Here is an 18,834-nt window from a genome sequence, read left to right as displayed (position 1 = left end):
GGGAAAGACGTGGCCGGGAAAACCCGCATAGGCTATTGCAAGATAGAGAGTTTTCCCGAGGAGGGATGAATGGCGTCACGCTACCACGAGGTCTATGACGGCTGGAAACGCGACCCGGAACAATTCTGGGCCGATGCGGCCGAGGCGATCGACTGGTATTCGCCGTGGACCAGCGTCTTCGATGCCAAGGCGGGCGTTTACGGGCGCTGGTTCAACGGCGCCAGCTGCAACACCTGCTTCAACGCTCTCGATCGCCATGTCGCAGGCGGCCGCGCCGACCAGATCGCACTTATCTACGACAGCGCGATCACCGGCACGGTCAAGAAATTCACCTATGCCGAATTGAAGCGCGAAGTGGTAGCGCTGACTTCGGTGCTCAAGAACCGCGGCATTCGCAAAGGCGACCGCGTCATCATCTACATGCCGATGGTGGCCGAAGCGGCGGTCGCGATGCTTGCCTGTGCCCGCATCGGCGCGGTGCATTCGGTGGTGTTCGGCGGCTTTGCCTCGCACGAGCTCGCCACCCGCATCGACGACGCCAAGCCAAAGCTGGTCATCTCCGCGTCCTGCGGCCTGGAGCCTGGACGTGTCGTGGCCTACAAGCCGCTGCTCGACAAGGCGATCGAAATGTCCCGCCACAAGCCGGACGCCTGCCTGATCCTGCAGCGCGACCAGCTGCGCTGCGATCTGAGGGAGCATTACGATATCGATTTTGCCGACGCCGTTGCCCGCGAGCGCGCCGCGGGCGCCAACGTCGATTGCGTTCCGGTGCTCGCCACCGACCCGCTCTACATCATCTACACCTCCGGCACGACCGGCCAGCCTAAGGGCATCGTGCGCGACAATGGCGGCCACATGGTCGCGCTCAAATGGACGATGGAAAACGAGTTCGGCGTCAGACCGGGCGAAGTATTCTGGGCGGCCTCCGATGTCGGCTGGGTGGTCGGCCATTCCTACATCGTTTACGGACCGCTGCTGCATGGTGCGACAAGCGTGCTGTTCGAGGGCAAGCCGATCGGCACACCCGACGCCGGCACCTATTGGCGGGTGATCGCAGAACACGGCGTGGTCGCGCTGTTCACCGCGCCGACGGCCTTCCGCGCCATCAAGGGGCAGGACCCCAAGGGCGAATTCGTGCCGAATTACGATCTGTCGAAATTCCGCACTCTGTTCCTGGCCGGCGAACGCGCAGACCCGGAAACCATCAAATGGGCGGAGCAGAAACTCAACGTGCCGGTGGTCGATCATTGGTGGCAGACCGAGACCGGCTCGCCGATGACCATCAACCCGGCGGGCCTCGGCCTGCTGCCGGTGAAATACGGCTCGCCCGGCGTGCCGATGCCGGGCTACGACATTCGCGTGCTCGACGATGCCGGCCATGAAGTGCCGCGCGGCACACTTGGCAATGTGGTGGTGAAACTGCCGCTGCCGGCCGGCTGCCTGCCGACGCTGTGGAATGCCGACGAGCGTTTCCGGCAAGCCTATCTCGAGGAATTTCCCGGCTTCTACAAGACGGCCGATGCCGGCATGATCGACGAGGACGGCTACCTCTATGTCATGGCGCGCACAGACGACATCATCAATGTCGCCGGACACCGGCTGTCGACCGGGGCCATGGAGGAGGTGCTTTCAGCGCATCCCGATGTTGCCGAATGCGCCGTCATCGGCGTCGCCGATGTGATGAAGGGCCAAGTTCCGCTCGGCTTCGTCGTGCTCAATGCCGGTGTGTCGCGCGATACTGCTGCTATCGAAGGCGAAGTGGTGGGGCTGGTGCGCGAACGGATCGGCCCGGTCGCCGCCTTCAAGACGGTGGTGACGATCAAGCGCCTGCCCAAGACGCGCTCCGGCAAGATCCTGCGCGGCACCATGCAGAAGATCGCCGACAAGGAAGAATGGACGATGCCGGCGACCATCGACGATCCCGCCATTCTTGACGAGATCACCGCGGCGCTCAAAGCCCGCGGCATCGGGGTCTGACGGCCCCAGTGGCGTTGTTTCAGCGGTCCAGACCTCCCCGGCCGGCGCCGCGCGAGCGCCTGGAAATGGATATGGACGACACCGTCGTCTACGCGATCGGCGACGTGCATGGCTGCTACAAGGAATTGTTGTCGCTGGAGCAGAAGATCCAGCTCGACGCGCTGCAATTTCGCGGCCGCAAGATTATCGTCATGCTCGGCGACTATATCGATCGCGGGCCGCAATCGGCGCGCGTGCTCGACCATGTCTTGGCGCTACCGCCAACAGGGTTCCTGCGCGTCTGCCTGGCGGGAAACCACGAAGTGGCGATGCTGAACTATCTCGACGGATATCTGTCGCGGGACCGCTGGCTGGCGGTCGGCGGCCGCGAGACGCTGTTTTCCTATGGGGTCGATCCGGCGCGGCTTGCCAGCCTCTATGCCTCGAGCGACGAGGTCGACCGGCGCGTGAAGGAAGTCATTCCGGCCAGCCATATCGACTTTCTGCGCAGCCTGCCGGTGCTGCTCTGTTCGGATAAATTCGTTTTCGTCCATGCCGGCATCAGGCCGGGTATCGACCTGGTCCAACAGGATGAGCAGGACCTGCTCAACATCCGCGACGAGTTCTTCAACGCCGCCCATCTGCTCGACCGCTTTGTGGTGCATGGGCACACGCCGGTCGATATCCCCAGGCTTGACGGGCGAAGGCTCGGCATCGACACCGGCGCCTTTCAAAGCGGCCGGCTGACAGCGCTCAGGATCGCGGGTAAATTCGGCAAGCTGATCTTTTCCTGACCTGCCGTTCTTCGTTTGAGCGTGATCCTTTCCGAAAACCGGATCCGCTTTTCCGGATCACGCTCCTTTTCAGGATCGCGCTCCGTTCAGGCGGCGGTCTTGGCCCGCACGTCCGATTTCTCCAGATAGTAGGTCGAATAGCGGTCGAAGAACTTTTCCGAGCCGCCGAGCGAGCCGTATTTCGGCAGCTTCTTCAGATCGACCTTGTTGAGCACGGCGCCGACGACCTTGCTTGCGACGTAGGGTTCCTGCTCCAGCAGCGAGCGCACCATGGCGCGCGGCGTGCGGCCCCATTCGGCAACCAGCACGAAGCCGTCGACCAGCGGCGCAAACGCCTTGGCGTCGACCACGGGGCCGAGCGGCGGCAGGTCGACGATGATGTACTCGAACGTCTCCTTGGCGTTGTCGATGAAGCGCCGCATGCCGGCCGACGACAGCAGCTCGCTGGTATGCGAGAACTGCCCACGCAGCACGGCCGGGATGATCGCCAGCTTGGTCTGGCGGTCGACCTTGCCGACCGACTGCCAGGTCTGGCCGTTGACCACGGCCTCCATCAGCCCCTGCTCGGCCTCCATGCCGAGGTTGCGGCTGAGGCCAGGATTGCGCAGATCGGCGTCGATCAAAAGCGTCTTCGAGCCGTTGGCGGCCAGCAATCCGGCGAGATTGGCGGCGACCGTAGACTTGCCCTCGCCGGGCAGGACCGAGACCACGCCTATGACCCGGCTGCCTTGCCCTTCCATGACGACGTCGAAGGCGATCTTGGCGTTGCGCAGCGTTTCGGAGAACATCGATGCCGGCGCATCGACGCTGACCCGCATGCGCGCCCGTTTCTCGGCCGCCGACAATGTGTTGGCGCCTTTGGCATCCGCCGCACCGCCGTCGGCGTCCTTGCCGAGCCTGCCGCCGATCATCGGCAAATAGCCGAGGAATTTGAGGCCGACGCGATCGCGAATGTCCTCGCCGGTCCTGAAGAAGCGCTCGTTGAACTCATTCAGGCCACCGAAGCCGGCGCCAAGCAGCACGCCAAGCACCAGCGACAGCGCCAGCACCCTGGAGGTGCGCGGGCTTGAGGCGGAAAGCGGCGTTGAGGCATCCGAGATGATGCGGACCTTGCCGACCGGGAAGGATTGCTGCTGCGAGGCCTCCTCGTAGCGGCTAAGGAAGGTCTGGTAGAGCGTGGTCAGCGCCTGCGCCTGCTGGTCGAGTTCGCGCAGTTTGACCTGGCTCTGGTTGTCGATAGAGCTCTTGCCGGCCGCGTCGGCGATCTTCTGCCTCAGTGAGGTCTCGCGTGAAAGCGCGACTTCATATTCATTGCGATAGCTTTCGGTCAGTTGCTTCAACTCGCCGAAAATCTGGGTCGACAGGTCGGCCTTTTCCTTGGCCAGCGCCACCGCCTGCGGATGGTCGGCGCCGAAATTGGCCGTCACGTCCTGCAGCCGCTTGGCCACTGCGAGATAGCGGGTCTTGAGCGTTGCAATGACGGAGCTTGCCGGCTGATCGCTTGAGATGGCGGAATCGTTGAAGGCATTGTCCGAGCCGCTTTCGACGATGGTCTTGTATTGCTGATAGCGGGCGCTGGCGCGCGCCGTATCGGCCTGCGCGACGATCAGTTGCGCGGTGAGATCGGCAATCTGCTTGTCGCTGATCAGCTGGCCGTCGCTGTTGGCGGCCAGACCATGCTCGGCCCTGAATTTCTCGACCGCCATAGCGGCCGCCTGTGAGTTCTGACGAAGCTCGGTCAGCCGGCCCTGCAGCCAGACCGCAGCGCGCTCGGTGGCGTCGAAGCTGGCATTGAGCTGGTCGGCGAGATAGGCGTCGGCATAGGCCTTTGTGATGGCGGTGGCGAGCGCCGGATTGGTCGACTGGTAACCGATGGCGAGCACATAGGAGCGGCCGTTGCGCTGCGCCAGCACCTCGCTCTGCAGCTTCAGCACGGCATAGTCGTGGCGCGCCGTCTGCATCATGGCCTGGCGTGTCGCCTCATCGACGTTTTCCATGCCGGGAATCTGCTCGGCGGAACTTGAGCGGAAATAGCCGATCACGCCGCGCACGAAGCCGATGCCCTTGACCAGCGCCGATTGCGGCGGGTTCATGAACTCTGCGTTCTGGTCGAGTTTCAGCTTGTCGACCACCACCGAGGCCAGCCGCGCCGAGGTGATGATTTCGATCTGGCTGAGCAGGGCGGCGTCGGTCTGCATGGTGACGGATGCAGCCGAGATGTCGTCGATGACCTTGTTCAGGCCTTCGTCGATCAGCACGCTGGCGACCGACATGTATTGCTTGGGCGTGGTCTGCAGATAGAGCAACCCCAGGAACAGGCCGATGATGGCGCAGACCGCCACCACCTTGACCTGACGCGCCGCCATGCCAAGCAGGCGCTCGACGTCGATGAAGTCTTCACCCTTTTCCTGATCGGGGTTGGGCAATGGCATCCTCTTGTCGAGAGGAAAGCTGGCATAATTCATCTTCGATCCAATTCTAGGTTACAGGCGCCGGAGCGAGACGGGTCAGGTCCCACCTCGTCCGAAGCTGCGGAGATCGGGGGCAAGATATGCAACGCAAGCTTCATGCCATCCGGCGCTGGGCCTGAGCGGCCAGGCGTGCAGGCATGAGCCGCGCCATCGTCCAAACGCATATGCCCTCGAAAGATGGGCATTATGCGGCCACTTCCTGACGCTCATGCGACCGCACGAACGCCTGCAGCATTTCCAGCACAGGTCCCTTCATGTCGTCGCGCGCCAGCGCGAAGGCGATGGTCGCCTCTATGAAGCCTTCCTTGGAGCCGCAGTCGAACATGCGGCCATTGAAAGGCTGGGCAAAGAAAGACTGGCTTTTCGCCAGCCGCACCATGGCATCGGTAAGCTGGATTTCGTTGCCGGCGCCGCGCTGCTGGTTGCCCAGCAGCGTGAAGATCTCGGGCTGCAGGATGTAGCGGCCGTTGATGTAATAGTTCGACGGCGCATTGGCCGGCGCCGGCTTTTCGACCATGGCCGTCACCTCGAAGCCGCTGCCTGTCTCGGCGCCGCGCCCGACGATGCCGTATTTGCTGGTCTCGCTGGGATCACAGCGCTCGACGGCGATCACATTGCCGCCGGTCTGGTGATAGAGATCGACTGTTTCAGCCAGGCAACCTCGGCGACCGAACGACACCATATCGGGGAGCAGCAGGGCGAAGGGCTCGTCGCCGATGACTTCGCGTGCGCACCACACCGCATGGCCGAGACCATGTGGCGACTGCTGGCGGATGAAGCTGGTGGCGCCGGCCACGGGCAGCATGCTTTCGAGCGCCTCGAGCTGGGTCTTCTTGCCGGTTTGTTCGAGCGTTCCAATCAGTTCGGGGTGCAGGTCGAAGTAGTCCTCGATGACAGCCTTGTTGCGGCCGGTGACGAACACGATGTGCTCGATGCCGGCTTCGAAGGCCTCGTCCACCGCATATTGGACGACCGGCCGGTCGACCACGGGCAGCATCTCCTTCGGAATCGACTTGGTTGCCGGCAGGAACCGTGTTCCAAGCCCCGCCACAGGGATGACTGCCTTCCTGATTTTCTTCATCGCAAATTCCTTCTGAGCAGATCGATTTCAGCCTGTTGCAGGCCACGAACAAACGTCTTGATGTACTCGCCCTCCTTACCTCTCCGCGCCGACGGCAAACTGCGCCGCCACCCTTTTGAGGCGGACGGCGATCGGCATCGACATGTGCCTGACAGCCGCCGGATCACTTAGCGCGGTGCGTATCGCTTTCAACGGCGAACGCGCCTTGATGTGCTGGACCAGCGACAGGAACGATGCCGCCTTGCGCAGGCTGCGGGCGCGTTTGGCGAAGGCGGCCGCAGCAGCAGCGTCCATGGAATTGGTCTCGGCGAAGACCGCGTCGGCCTTGCGCATCGCCTCGATATGGTGAAGCTCGAGCACGCGCGAGATCGAGCCCGTGCGGATGTGGTAGATATAGCCGGTCGTCGGCTCGACGACGCATTTTCCGCTCTTGGCCAGCGCGTTGGCGAGCAGGATGTAATCCTCGCCTATGCTCAGACTTTCATCATAGCGAAGCCCGTTTTCGATCAGGAAACGGCGCTGGAAGATCGGCTTGAGATAGCCAAGGTTGAACGTGGATTCGAAAACGATGTTGCCAGCGATGTAGTCGGCGAGCGTGATTTCACGCAGGCCCTCCAGATATTTGGCGGGAAACATCGTCGCTTCGGCAATGCGGTCCTCGCGCACCACCTGGAGGTTGTCGACGGCGATTACAGCGCCCGCACTTTCGGCTCGCGCGATCATGGCGGCGAGCCGCCCGGGCAGGACGGCATCGTCGGAATCGAGCACCGCGACCCAGCGGCCTGTGGCGAGGTCGAGGCCGGCATTCCTGGCGCCGCCAGGGCCACGATTTGCCGGCAGCGCAACCACTTTGACGACATCTTTTGGATAGGCTCTTGCGACGTCGAGCGTGTTGTCGCGCGACTGGTCATCGGCGACGATGATTTCGACGCTGACATCGCGCTGGGCCATGGCGCTTGCGATCGCCCGATCGAGCGTGGCCGCGGCATTGTGGGCTGCGATGACAAAGGAGACGTCAGGCTGCACGCTTGCCTCCTTGCTGCGGGGAAGACAGTCCGTATTGGCGAATTTCGCTGATACCGACCAGGCCGCTGACGACGCCGACATGCATGATGCCGCGCAGCACGCTGCGGTTGCGGCGGACCGGGCTAATCGCGGTCAACGCCGCCATGCCGAAGCAATAGACGGCCTTGGCCGAGGCAAGGCCGACAGCCTTCGCACGCTCTATCACGCCTGCGTCATGGCCGATGAGGTGGCCATGCGTCTGGCCGAAGCGGAAGCGGCGGCGGCGCAGCCAGTCGAAAGCGGCTCGCGAACGCGGCACGACTTCCTCGACCCACGCCTCCGGCGCAAAGGCGATGCGACCGCCTGCCTTGACCATGCGGTTGAAGAATTCGGTGTCCTCGCCGCCGCTCTGGCCGCGCGCCAGGCTGAAACGACGGTCGCGCAAGCTGTCGGCGCTCATCCTCAAAAGGACGTTGCAGGTGTAGCCGGTGCGGATTTCGCCCTGCACCCAGACCGGCAAGGTCGAATGGAAATCGCCCTTGCGCATCCAGTCCGGCGCATCCGGGCGGTAGAGCGCCCGCACCGGACCGAGCACGGCCTCGGCGCCGCTTGTCTCCGCGATAGCAATCAGTTCGGCCAGCCATTGCCGGGAAGCGGTTTCATCGTCGTCGATGAAGGCGACAAAATCGGCCGTGCTGGCATCAAGACAGGCGTTGCGGGCAACCGAGATGTTGCGCGCCGGAGCGTGCCGGTAGCGGGCCACGAGCTTCAATTCGCTCGCCAGCGCGGTCACCAGCGGCTCGGCGGTCGGCTCGTCGTCATTGTCGGCGACGATGACGCCGATGCCGAAACCGGCAGGCATATCCATGGCAGCGAGCGACCGCAGCGTGTCGGCCAGTTCCGGCCGCCGGAACGTGCAGACGCAGATGTCGATTCGGCGGCTGTCGGCGACCATCATGCCACCCCGCGCTGCGATCGCGAGCCGAGCAGTTGCAGCCAAAACCCGAGCGACCAGCCGAAATGCATGACCATCGCCGAAATGCCCGCCAGCACATTGTTGGGATTGCGCTGGCTGATGGCGGTCACAGCGCCGTAGCCCAGACAGACCGAAGTCCAGACCAGCAGCGGCACCGCCGCCAGCCAGTGGATAAAGGAAAATACCGCGAGAAGGACGACCGGCGCCACCAGCAGCGGGATCATCTGCCGAACTTTCGGGATCATACGGTGCTTGAGCACATTCTTGGCGCGGCCGCGGCCATAGCCGAGATATTGGAAATACAGGCCCTTCAGCGACGAACGCGGATAGTAGACCATCTGCGTCTTGCCGCTCATCCAGATGCGGTAGCCAGCCTGGCGCAGCCGGTAGTCGAGTTCGGCATCCTCATTGTGGCTGAAGCTCTCGTCATAGCCGCCGACCGCGGTGAAGGCCGAAATCCGGATCAGCGCGTGATGGCCGTGGTCGACCCATTCGCCGGCCGAGAGGTGCCGGTGCTTGGAGCCGCCGGTGCCGAGCTTGGAATTCTGCGCCGCCGCGACCGCTTTCTGCACCGCGCCGCTGCCGCTGGTCAGCATCGAGACGACGACCGAATCGGCTGAAGTGGCGAGCGCCTCCTCGACCAGCCGGTCGCAATAATCGGCGGGATAGCCGCCATGGGCATCAATGCGGATCAGGTATTCGGCGCCGTCACCGAGGCTGGCGACGGCGAGATTGATCGCCGCGCTCTGGATACGTTTTGGGTTGTGCAGGAGGACGACCTGAGGGTCCTTGGCCGCAACCGCTTCGACAATGGCCAAAGTACCATCGGTGCTGCCGCCATCGGCAACGACGATGCGGGCGCCGAGCCTTAGCGCTGCCGGCCTGAGCTGCTCGAGCAACGCGCCGATATGGGCTGCCTCATTCAGGCACGGAATGACGATCAGGCTTGGCGGCAGCGCTTCGGTTTGCGTCATCGGCGCCTTCCCATGAACTGCACTTTTGTCATTGGTCATCCTTCAGGCCAGTGCCTCGGTGGCGAACGAACCAGGGGCAACCGCAAGGCCGCGCAGCCTGTCGACAAAGGCGCGGCAGTCGCTGCGGTCGTAACTCCAGGTTCGTGGGTTGCGGGCCAGCACACGCGCCTTGGCCTTGCCGAAGTGCTCCTGGTCCATGCGGCCGAGCGCGGTTTCCAGGATTTCGGGCGTGGCAGCAGAAAGCAGGATGCCAATGTCCTGCTGGTTGAGAAAGCGCCCCGTCTCGGTAGTGCCCATCGAGATCGGTACGGCGCCGAAGCGGCAGCCCTCATAGAGGCGGTTGGGCAGCAGCCATTCCGAATTCTGCCCTTCCTCGAAGAAATCGATCGCCCAGGAAAAATGCACTTCGCCGTAGATCGCGGCCATGTCTTCCGGGTTGCGGTAGGGGCCACGAAAGGAGAGATAGGGTTCGGCCTCGACAAAAGCATGGAAATCCGGGAATTCCGAGAGTGCCGGACGGCCCCGGAGGACGACCTCGAAGCGCCCGCCCTGACGGCGCGTGAAGTCGGCCAGCAGCTCCAGCGAGCGGCGGCAGCGCAGCGCGCCGAACCAGCCGATGCGCCACGGGGGTGCTGCAGGGTTTTCGGCCTTTGACCTGTCATCCAAGGCGATCGGCGCGGTTTCGAAGTATTTGTTTTCGACCAGTTCCACCGGTGCGGCGACCTGCCCGAACGGCTTGAAATAATTGGCGATGAAGGCCGGTGAGCTCGTCACCAGAAGCTTCACGTCGCGGGCGAGATAACGCTCCGCTGTGCGCAGTGCTTTGCCCAGCATGTCATTGCGCAGCACCAGGCGATGGATGTCGAGGCATTCGTAGACGATCGGCACGCCGCCGCGAAAGGCGGCCTTGGCGCGCCTGGCCAGCGCCAGCATTTCCAGATTGCGCGCGATGATGAGGTCGGGCTTCGGCATCGCCGCAAGCTTCGAGCCTATCGACAGCGCCGCCTTGGCGACCGCCGCCAGACGCTGGCCGAATCGGCCGTCACGCGTCGCGCCGAGGTCGACCGGCTGCAGCCCCTCGACGTCGGGAACAGCATTTGTGGTCCGACGGAAGCCGGCCAACGTGACCCGCGCGCCGCCTGCCTTGAGCATTATGATCCGCCGGCGCACCGCCGGGTCGGAAACATCGTGCACAAGGTACAAGACATGCAGCATGAAAACTCGACCGCTGTTGGCCCACCCACGGGAATGCTAACCCAGCTTTTGCTGCATCGCAACATTTTTGGTGCGCCGTAGCATAAGTGCACGTTTTTTGTTGCACTGCAAAATTGATGCGTTACCCTTCGTCGGGCTTGAGCGCCGCTCTGACTGGTCACCCAGCCCGATGCAGCGATGAATTGTGACGCGAGCCGCATCGGGATCGTCCTGGCGTTGGTGTTTTCGGTCACCATGCCCGTCCTAGGCACCGCAGGCCCCGCCGCGGAATCTGCTGACGAAATGAGGTATCCCATGAAGATCGTCGTTGAAAACACAGTCTGCCTGAATACCGGGGATGCGGCGATTCTGCTGGCGGTCCGCCACATTCTCAAGACGATCGTGCAAGGCGACGTGCGGTTTGCCGTCTTCGACAGCCAGCCCGAGGTTGCGGAACGACTCTATCCGAAGACGGATTATCCCGACCTCGAATTTCATAAGCTGCTGTCGGAATCCCTGTTCCGATACAAGAATGGCAGCGGGCTGAGGGACCGGTTCAAGCCGATCTACAATCGGCTCGTTCTCCAGGCCCTGCGCTGGTTTGGCAGCAGCGCGCTAGGCAATTTTTTCAGCCATCGCGACCGGCGCGGTCTCGATATCTACGCCGACGCGGACATGGTGGTCACCACAGGGGGAACCTATCTCGTCGAGAACTACAATCTCGAACGACGCCTCAATCAGTTCAGGCTCGATGCCGTATTTGGCAAAGATCCGGTCTTCTTCACGCAATCCCTCGGTCCGTTCGACAAAAGTTACAACCGCCAGGAGCTCGGCCCGATCTTTGACCGCAGTCCGCTCATCCTGTTGCGCGACGAACGGTCGCGGACCCATATCCGGGACTTGGTGAAGGATCTCGGCAAGTGCCACGTGGTGGCCGATGCCGTATTCGCCTTGGCCGATACCGACAGGATCGGCAAGCGTCTCGCTTCCAGCCAGCCGCCGGCGTCGACGGGCCGCGTCGCTATTTCGGTCCGCCACTGGAACTACGTCAGCGACGGTGAGGGCGGCATGCGCCGCTATCTGGATTCGATCCGCGAGATCGCCACAATTCTTGTCAGGGACCTTGGCAAGGAGGTGACCTTCGTCTCCACGTGTCAGGGCGTGCCGGAATATGCCCATGACGATTCCAAGACCGCACAGGCCATCGTTGCCGAGCTCGATCCTGAGATCGCCAGCCACGTGACAGTGGACGCTTCGTTCCACACGCCGGACCAGTTGATGGGGCTGGTGAAGGGCTTCGACTTCGTCGTCGCGACGCGCATGCATATGATGATCATGTCGCTTTGCGTCGGCACGCCGGTGCTGCCGATCGCCTACGAGTTCAAAACCAAGGAAGTGGCCAAGCGAATCGGTGTCGACGATGTGCTGCTCGACATCGACACCGTGACGCCCGAAGAGGCGCGCGAAAAGCTCGGCCGGTTTGCGGGAAATCTCGACCGCTATCGCAAGACAAGCCTTCAGGCCGTGCTCGAAGAACATGCTTCGGCAATGTCGGCCACAAACCTGCTGGCGCCGCTGATCGCCGGCCGCTCAGCGGATATTGCGCGCGGCGTTGGACAGGGTGGTGAACAAGGCGCGTCGCGACTGCGGGACGGCAAGCATGAAAACGAGACCGATGCCGTAGTTGAGGGCAAGCGCCAAAAAGACCGCGAGCAGGTCTGACTGGCCCGTTAGAGACGCCGGCAACCACAGGTACAGGAACCAGGCAAGCAGGGACGAGGCGATGAAAAGCCCCTGCATGAGCAGGAAGTCGGCGGCGGTCACCGGACCGACGCGATGGACCAGTAGCGCCAGCACGGGAACGCGCAGCACGTAACCGCTGATGGCATAGGCCGCGGCAACGCCGACGGCGCCCCAGTGCAGGCCGACGACGAAGGCAGCGACGGTCGTCAGCGACGAATAGATGCCCCAATGGAACATGGTCTTCGTCTTGCCCTGACAGATGAATATCCATCCCGTCGTGCTTGAAACGGACTGGACCAGGCTGGCGATGCCCAGCCAGGCAAAGATCGGTGCGACCGGTGCCCAGCCCGCGCCAAAGAGAAGTCCGACGATCTGATTAGAGGTCAGCGTCAGCGCCGCGATGCCCGGCATGGTAACGGCCGCCAGCATCCAGTTGGTGCGCACATAGATATCGCGAAAGCGGGCCTTGTCATCGTGAATGCGGCTGAGCAGCGGCACCATGACCCGTGTCAGCGGCTGGTTGATGTTCTGCAGCGGGAACAACAGGAGCTTGTAGGCGCGGTCGTAATAGCCGAGTTCGATCGCACCGGAATATTTTCCGATGAGAATGTTGTCGAGATTGCGCGAGAAGAAGTTGGCGAGGTTGAAGCCGGTCAGGTTGGCGCCGAACGACAATATATCGGCATCGACCTTCAGGTCCGGCCGCAAAGGCGTCCAACGCGCCACCAGCCAGGCGGCAGCCAGGGCGATAGCTGCCGAAACCGCCGGGCCGATGACCAGCGACCAGTAGCCCAACCCCGCATAGGCCGCGATCGCGGCGGCCAGAAGTCCGGCGGCGGCGCTTATCACGTCGTTCAGTGCGAGCTGGCCGAACTGCAGGTGCCGGTTCATCAACGCCAGCGGCACTGCGGCCAGACTGCCGAGAAGCAGCGGCAGGGCAGAGCCAAGGGTGATGCCGGACATACGTTGATCGCCATAGAACGCGGCGATGGCAGGCGCCAGGCCGGCCACTACCACGGCACTACCCAGCCCGACGAGCGCGCTGATCCAGAACACCTGGTTGAGCTGCTGGTTGCTGATGTCCTTGCGCTGAACCACAGCCTGCTGCAGGCCCAGATTCTGAAGCAGCCCGACGAAGGCGACGATCGGCCCGACGGAAGCCACCAGACCGAAATCCTCGGGGACGAGCAGACGGGCCAGCACGATGACGGAGAGAAACTGGATCGCCATCTTGAAGCCCTGGGCGCCGATGGTTACCAGCCCGCCGCGCAGGGCGACACGACCGAACTGGGGGGGCGGATTGGCGTTCATGCAAGCGACCTCGTTTCGCCAAGCCGCATGGCGATTTCCACGAAATGTTGGTTCAGCAGATCGGAGTTGAACTCGGCCTCGATCTTCTTGCGCGCCGCGAGAGCGATCTCTTCACACGGCTTCGGATTCTCGGCGATCCAGGCAAGCTTTCCGGTCAGCGCCGCAACGTCCCGCTCAGCCACGAGAAAACCCGTCTTGTGATCGTCGATCAGTTCAGGGATCCCGGAATGATATGTGCTGACCACCGTCAGGCCGGCGGCCATCGCTTCCATCAGCGAAACCGGAATGCCTTCCAGATCGCCATCGCGGGCGCCGACGCTGGGCAGCAGGAATACATGCGCATCGCGCAGACGCTGTTTGACTTCGCTGTGCGGCCGTGGCCCAAGAAAATTCACCCTGTCGGCAATGCCGAGCTCTGCGGCGATCCCCTTCAGCTGCTCGAGAAGTTCTCCGCCGCCGATCACCGAGTAGATCCAGTCTCGCCGCGGCAGGCCAGCAAGCGCGCGAAGCGCATATTCGATGCCCTTCTTTTCAGTCAGGCGGCAGACCGAGATGAAAGAGAGCGTAGCCTGCTCCCATGAACGCCACCGATAGTCGATGTCACTCGGCCGCACCCCCATATGGTGAACCACAACCTGCTCCGGCGATGCACCGACCTCAATCAAGGCATCGCGGAAAAACGCATTCACCGGCAGTTGAAGAACGCCCTTTTCGAACACAATCTTGTAGCGCGCGAGCGTATTGTCATGCAGCGGTTCGCCGACATCACGGCCGTGAAATATCGTCACCAGGGGAGCGGAAATCCTCCCGCGCTTGATGGCGCGGGCCACGCGCATGCCGTTGTTGCCGAAATGGGCAACGATGACGTCGGCGCCCTGCAGTTTTCGCGCATGAGCAATGTCGATGGCGGTCGAGAGCTTGTCCCAGAACCTGCCGGACCACTTCCTGAGCAGCGGGCGATAGCGACCCAGGCCACCCCACCAGCATACGACCTTTCCTGGCAACGCCTGCCAGCGCGGATCATCGATGTTGCTGTCCCTGCCGAAGGACGTCTCGTTGCAGACGACGCCGACTTCCATGCCGCGCTCAAGGCATCCGGCTATCTGGTCGAGAACAAAGGTTTCGGACAATGAGGGAAACTTGTCGACTACAAAGCAAATCTTCATCGGCAGGATGCGCTCGTGCGGAGAGCCGGTGTGCCCTTGACAAAAGCCGGGCCGAAAACAGGGTGCCGGAGGCACAAGACATGCAGCATGGAACTCTACCGCTGTTGGCCCACCCGCAGGGACGTTAGTATAGGTCTTGCTGCACTGCAACATTTTTGGTGCAGTGTAGCAAGATTTCCCTCGGCTTGGCGTGTCTGCCGATCAAACGCAGAGCAGCAGTGTCAGCCGGCAGATGAAGGATCCGCCAAGCCCTCGGAAACCCCGACATGACCGGCAGGTTCATGCGCAGGGCTCGATGTGGCCAGTTGGGTAACGATCTGCGCAAAACGTTCATTCAGAACATCTGCGTTGAAGTCGTCCTCGACTTTGCGGCGTGCGGCAAGCGCGATACGCTCGCATTCGGTCGGGTGCTCCCCGGCCCAGGCAAGCTTGCCGGCAAGCGCTGAGATATCTCGCTCGGGCGCAAGCAACCCCGTCTCCCCATCCTTGATGAGCTCCGGGATTCCCGAATGATACGTGCTGACCGCAATCAATCCGGCGGCCATGGCCTCCATGAGCGCGACCGGAATGCCTTCCATATCCCCGTCGCTGGCAGTGATACTTGGCAGCAAAAAGAGATGGGCCATGCGAAGCCGTCTTTTCACCTCCGCGTGAGGGAGGCTGCCGAGGAACGTTACGCGACCAGCCAAGCCCAGCTCTACGGCCAGCTTCTCCAGATTCATCCGCAGAGGACCGTCGCCAACAATGTCGTAACGCCAGTCTAGCTGCGGCTGGGAGGCGTTGAGGGAGGCCAAGGCTCGCAAGGCGAACTCGACGCCTTTCTTTTCGACCAGGCGGCAAACCGTCGTCACGACCAGTTGGGTGCCTTCCCACGATTCCCAGCGATAGCCGATTTCGCGGGCGTCAATTCCCATATGGTGGACCGTCGTGCTCGCCTGCGACAGGCCGGCTTCCAGCAGCATCGTGCGGAAGTAATCGTTGACGGGCAGGTTCAGGGTCCCATGCTTGATCAGCCCGGCATATTGTGTCGCGAGCACTGCCTGCCGCGCCGGGATCGCCACGTCCGCGCCGTGAAAGATGGTTATGATCGGTGGTTTGAGCACCTTCCATTTCTTCAGTGCGGCTGCTCTCTCGCCGTTCTGTCCGAAGTGGGCGACAATCACGTCGCAGCGGTTCAGGCGGCGTGCAAAGGCGATGTCGAGAACGGTCGAGGCCTTGTATCGCAGACGCGGCGGCAGACGCTGTACAAATTTGCTGATTACAGCGGCCCATCGCCACCAATGTCGGGTTCTGGCGAGCAGCGTCGCCATCGGCTCGCTTTGCCGGTCAATTCGGTGGTCACCTTGCATCTTTTCGCAGACCACTTCGACCTGAAAGCCCCGCGCCAGCAGCCCAGCCATCTGGTCCACGACGAAGGTTTCCGAAAGCAGAGGGAATTCGCCGACGACAAAGCCCACGCGCATGACCCGCCCATAAGGTTGGGGCTTGCTCGGACCAAGCGGTCCATATCGCACAAGCCCTAATGTAGACAGGCAGAATACACGTTGATTGCTGCAGTGCCACAAAATATTGCACTGCAACAATTAAAAGTGATCCGGACGGGCGCACGACGTCTGGACCTGGCTAACGGGAACTTTGCGCGACCACGGTCGTGCAGCGTCTCAGCTGAACTGCAACACGACGCGTTTAGGCTGCGCGCTCCAAACCGACACGTCTTGCGCGGTCGAGAACGCCCATGAACGTTGCGAACTGGCTGTCGGGGTTCATTTGCCGCCGCTCCGAAAACTGACGTGCTGTCGCTGACAGCCGCTTGTACTCGGCCTCGTCGCTCCACAGCCGCCTGACCGTTGCGACCCAGTCGGCGAGCGGTGCGTCGTAGTCCAGTACCACGCCGCCGGCGCCGATCGCTTCCGGCAGACCGCCGCGCCGCGAGCCGACCACGGGAATGCCACTACAATGCGCTTCCGAGGCCACCCGGCCCCAGGCTTCTTCCCATTTGCTGGGCGCAAGCAGGATTTTCGTGCGGCCGTAGACCGTCTTCATGTCGCTGGTGCGGCTTTCAAGCTTGACGTTCTGGAGGGGAGAGATTGTTGCTTCGATCCGGGCTCGATGATCGTCGTCGAGCTTCCAGCTTTCGACGAACAGGAACGGGATCTCGGGACAGGCGGCGGCAATGCGCACCGCAAGATCGAAGCCTTTTTCCTCATACGGATTGATGAGCGTGACAAATTCACCGGTCGTCGGTGTGCTGTAGAACGCGGGATTGATGGTCGGCGGAATAACCGTCGAATCGATATCGAATTTTGCCTTATAGGCGCGCGCGGTGAACTCGGAGTTGGCGATATAGACCGCCGAATGGAGCTCACGCAGATCGCCGGCCAATTCGTCGAATTCGACATTCCTCAGATAGACGGTCAGCGGCACGCCAAGCCTCTGCAGCTCTCTGCCGATCGGCACCGAATTGTGGCACTGCACGACCGCGACATCCGGCCTCAACTTTTTGACGGCGAAGTCGGCCGCTTCCCAGGGGAACCACGCCCGTACAACCGGATAGCCCGGGAAATTGTCGATGACCGCGCGCTGACGAAGGAGCTTCATCTTGGCGCGCGCCCTGAAGCCGAACATGCCGTCGCCGAACAGCGCTGCCAGAACGGATGCCTCGTGACCGTTTTCGCGCAATTGCTCGACCAGGTGGTGGGTGCTCGACTGGACGCCCCCGCTGAATTGCGGCGTGTAGCCGGTGCCGCCTGCAAACAGAACTTTCATGAACCTGGCTCCGCGTTGTGCCGCCCTGCCTTCACGCCGCCATCCTGCCGATCGAGAAATACTCGATGCCGTGACGGGCGATGACCTTGGGATCATAGAGGTTACGGCCATCGAAGATGACCGGCGTGGTCAGGGCATCCTTCACCGCGTCGAAGGACGGGGCGCGGAAACTCTTCCATTCGGTGGCGATCAGCAACGCGTCGGCGCCGCGCAGTGCCGCCTCCTTGGTGCCGCACAACAAAAGGTCGTCGCGCAGGCCGTAGATGGCTTGGCATTCCTGCATCGCCTCGGGATCGTAGGCCTGCACATTGGCGCCGGCCTGCCACAGCGCCTCCATCAGGACGCGCGCCGGCGCCTCGCGCATGTCGTCGGTGTTGGGCTTGAAGGCGAGGCCCCAGAGCGCGAAGGTCTTGCCCTTGAGACTGCCCTTGAAATAACGGTGCACCTTGTCGAACAGCACCGATTTCTGCGCATTGTTGCGCTCCTCCACGGCGCGCAGCAGCTTGGCGTCGAACTTGACGCCTTCGGCGGTCTTGATCAGCGCGCGGACATCCTTGGGAAAGCACGAACCGCCATAGCCGAGGCCGGGATAGATGAAGTGATAGCCGATGCGCGGATCCGAGCCGATGCCCTTGCGCACCTCCTCGATGTCGGCGCCGAGCTGCTCGGCCAGGTTGGCCATTTCGTTCATGAAGGAGATCTTGGTCGCCAGCATGCAGTTGGCGGCGTACTTCGTGAATTCGGCGCTGCGCACGTCCATCACGATCATCTTCTCGTGGTTGCGGTTGAACGGCGCGTAGAGCTCGCGCATCACCGCCTCGGTGTCCTCGCTGTTGGTGCCGACGATGATGCGGTCGGGCTTCATGCAGTCGGCGACGGCGGAACCCTCCTTGAGGAACTCAGGATTGGAAGCGACGTCGAAAGCCAGGTCCTGGCGCCCGCGCGCCTTCAGCGTCGCGACGATTTTGGCCTTCACCTTTTCGCAGGTGCCGACCGGCACGGTCGACTTGCCGACGACGATCTTGGGACTGTCCATCTCGCGGCCGATGGTCTCGGCCACCGCCAGCACATATTTGAGGTCGGCCGAACCATCTTCGCCGGGTGGCGTGCCGACCGCAATCATCTGGATCTCGCCATGCTTGACGCCGGCGGCGGCATCGGTGGTGAATTTGATGCGGCCGGCGGTGTGGTTCTCCTTGACCAGGGCCTCCAGTCCCGGTTCGAAAATCGGCACCAGGCCCTGGTTGAGCCGCTCGACCTTCTTTTCATCGACATCGACGCACACCACCTGGTGCCCGACCTCAGCCAGCACCGCGGCCTGCACGAGACCGACATAGCCAATTCCAAAGACCGTCAAATTCATTCGGGTTAATTCCTGTTCACGCCCTTTGGCCTTA

At 62.5% G+C, this 18,834-nt stretch carries 13 protein-coding genes and 1 pseudogene; 3 read left to right on the top strand and 11 right to left on the bottom strand.

Features of this window, described 5'->3' with window-relative positions; genetic code table 11:
* The first annotated feature begins 69 nt into the window (after positions 1-69).
* Positions 70-1,977 carry a propionyl-CoA synthetase gene (locus NKI06_RS19695; protein ID WP_352859008.1) on the top strand — a complete coding sequence of 636 codons (1,908 nt, stop codon included), beginning with the start codon at positions 70-72 and terminating at the stop codon, positions 1,975-1,977.
* 71 nt (positions 1,978-2,048) lie between these two features.
* Positions 2,049-2,750 (top strand): metallophosphoesterase family protein, encoded by a 702-nt coding sequence (locus tag NKI06_RS19690; protein WP_352841641.1) that lies wholly within the window; start codon positions 2,049-2,051, stop codon positions 2,748-2,750.
* An 86-nt stretch (positions 2,751-2,836) separates the two neighbouring features.
* Here NKI06_RS19690 and NKI06_RS19685 read toward each other — a convergent pair whose 3' ends face one another.
* The 6 genes from NKI06_RS19685 to NKI06_RS19660 form a co-directional block, all read right to left on the bottom strand.
* Positions 2,837-5,215, bottom strand: a complete 2,379-nt coding sequence (locus tag NKI06_RS19685; RefSeq protein WP_023689994.1) for a polysaccharide biosynthesis tyrosine autokinase — start codon at positions 5,213-5,215, stop codon at positions 2,837-2,839.
* A 190-nt stretch (positions 5,216-5,405) separates the two neighbouring features.
* Positions 5,406-6,302 (bottom strand): UTP--glucose-1-phosphate uridylyltransferase GalU, encoded by an 897-nt coding sequence (galU, locus tag NKI06_RS19680; RefSeq protein ID WP_352986775.1) that lies wholly within the window; start codon positions 6,300-6,302, stop codon positions 5,406-5,408.
* A 75-nt stretch (positions 6,303-6,377) separates the two neighbouring features.
* On the bottom strand, positions 6,378-7,328 hold the full coding sequence (locus tag NKI06_RS19675) for a glycosyltransferase family 2 protein (RefSeq protein WP_352986773.1): 951 nt from the start codon (positions 7,326-7,328) through the stop codon (positions 6,378-6,380).
* Positions 7,318-8,262, bottom strand: a complete 945-nt coding sequence (locus NKI06_RS19670) for a glycosyltransferase family 2 protein (protein WP_196814827.1) — start codon at positions 8,260-8,262, stop codon at positions 7,318-7,320. Before NKI06_RS19670 ends, NKI06_RS19675 begins: the two co-directional genes overlap by 11 nt.
* Complete coding sequence (locus NKI06_RS19665) at positions 8,262-9,257, bottom strand: glycosyltransferase family 2 protein (RefSeq protein ID WP_023684221.1); 996 nt, start codon at positions 9,255-9,257, stop codon at positions 8,262-8,264. Before NKI06_RS19665 ends, NKI06_RS19670 begins: the two co-directional genes overlap by 1 nt.
* A 42-nt stretch (positions 9,258-9,299) precedes the next feature.
* Complete coding sequence (locus NKI06_RS19660; protein WP_023689991.1) at positions 9,300-10,472, bottom strand: glycosyltransferase; 1,173 nt, start codon at positions 10,470-10,472, stop codon at positions 9,300-9,302.
* 177 nt (positions 10,473-10,649) lie between these two features.
* Here NKI06_RS19660 and NKI06_RS19655 point away from each other — a divergent pair.
* Positions 10,650-11,816: pseudogene (locus NKI06_RS19655) on the top strand (polysaccharide pyruvyl transferase family protein); the annotation flags it as partial.
* 225 nt (positions 11,817-12,041) lie between these two features.
* Here the strand turns inward: NKI06_RS19655 and NKI06_RS19650 are convergent.
* The 5 genes from NKI06_RS19650 to NKI06_RS19630 all read right to left on the bottom strand — a co-directional run bounded on the left by NKI06_RS19650 (position 12,042) and on the right by NKI06_RS19630 (position 18,800).
* The gene (locus NKI06_RS19650) at positions 12,042-13,505 is read right to left on the bottom strand and encodes a lipopolysaccharide biosynthesis protein (protein WP_023684224.1); all 1,464 of its coding nucleotides are present in this window, start codon (positions 13,503-13,505) and stop codon (positions 12,042-12,044) included.
* Entirely contained in the window at positions 13,502-14,671 is a 1,170-nt protein-coding gene (locus NKI06_RS19645; protein ID WP_023736209.1) for a glycosyltransferase, read from the bottom strand. The genes NKI06_RS19650 and NKI06_RS19645 overlap by 4 nt, the downstream gene beginning before the upstream one ends.
* Positions 14,672-14,892: 221 nt before the next feature.
* Positions 14,893-16,134, bottom strand: a complete 1,242-nt coding sequence (locus NKI06_RS19640; protein ID WP_352986771.1) for a glycosyltransferase — start codon at positions 16,132-16,134, stop codon at positions 14,893-14,895.
* Between the two features lie 223 nt (positions 16,135-16,357).
* A complete protein-coding gene (locus tag NKI06_RS19635; protein WP_023711257.1) occupies positions 16,358-17,437 on the bottom strand; it encodes a glycosyltransferase in 1,080 nt (359 codons plus the stop codon).
* A gap of 31 nt (positions 17,438-17,468) precedes the next feature.
* Positions 17,469-18,800 (bottom strand): UDP-glucose dehydrogenase family protein, encoded by a 1,332-nt coding sequence (locus NKI06_RS19630; protein ID WP_023729640.1) that lies wholly within the window; start codon positions 18,798-18,800, stop codon positions 17,469-17,471.
* Positions 18,801-18,834 lie beyond the last annotated feature (34 nt).

Source organism: Mesorhizobium sp. M0772 (assembly GCF_040320135.1).
In the GTDB taxonomy this organism is placed as follows: Bacteria; Pseudomonadota; Alphaproteobacteria; order Rhizobiales; family Rhizobiaceae; genus Mesorhizobium.
This window is presented reverse-complemented; position numbering and strand designations above follow the sequence as displayed.

Bases quoted from the DNA above. Each gene is read 5' to 3' on its own strand.
- NKI06_RS19695 (WP_352859008.1), top strand. From the start codon at position 70: ATGGCGTCACGCTACCACGAGGTCTATGACGGCTGGAAACGCGACCCG.
- NKI06_RS19690 (WP_352841641.1), top strand. From the start codon at position 2,049: ATGGACGACACCGTCGTCTACGCGATCGGCGACGTGCATGGCTGCTAC.
- NKI06_RS19685 (WP_023689994.1), bottom strand. From the start codon at position 5,215: ATGAATTATGCCAGCTTTCCTCTCGACAAGAGGATGCCATTGCCCAAC.
- galU (WP_352986775.1), bottom strand. From the start codon at position 6,302: ATGAAGAAAATCAGGAAGGCAGTCATCCCTGTGGCGGGGCTTGGAACA.
- NKI06_RS19670 (WP_196814827.1), bottom strand. From the start codon at position 8,262: ATGGTCGCCGACAGCCGCCGAATCGACATCTGCGTCTGCACGTTCCGG.
- NKI06_RS19665 (WP_023684221.1), bottom strand. From the start codon at position 9,257: ATGACGCAAACCGAAGCGCTGCCGCCAAGCCTGATCGTCATTCCGTGC.
- NKI06_RS19660 (WP_023689991.1), bottom strand. From the start codon at position 10,472: ATGCTGCATGTCTTGTACCTTGTGCACGATGTTTCCGACCCGGCGGTG.
- NKI06_RS19650 (WP_023684224.1), bottom strand. From the start codon at position 13,505: ATGAACGCCAATCCGCCCCCCCAGTTCGGTCGTGTCGCCCTGCGCGGC.
- NKI06_RS19645 (WP_023736209.1), bottom strand. From the start codon at position 14,671: ATGAAGATTTGCTTTGTAGTCGACAAGTTTCCCTCATTGTCCGAAACC.
- NKI06_RS19640 (WP_352986771.1), bottom strand. From the start codon at position 16,134: ATGCGCGTGGGCTTTGTCGTCGGCGAATTCCCTCTGCTTTCGGAAACC.
- NKI06_RS19635 (WP_023711257.1), bottom strand. From the start codon at position 17,437: ATGAAAGTTCTGTTTGCAGGCGGCACCGGCTACACGCCGCAATTCAGC.
- NKI06_RS19630 (WP_023729640.1), bottom strand. From the start codon at position 18,800: ATGAATTTGACGGTCTTTGGAATTGGCTATGTCGGTCTCGTGCAGGCC.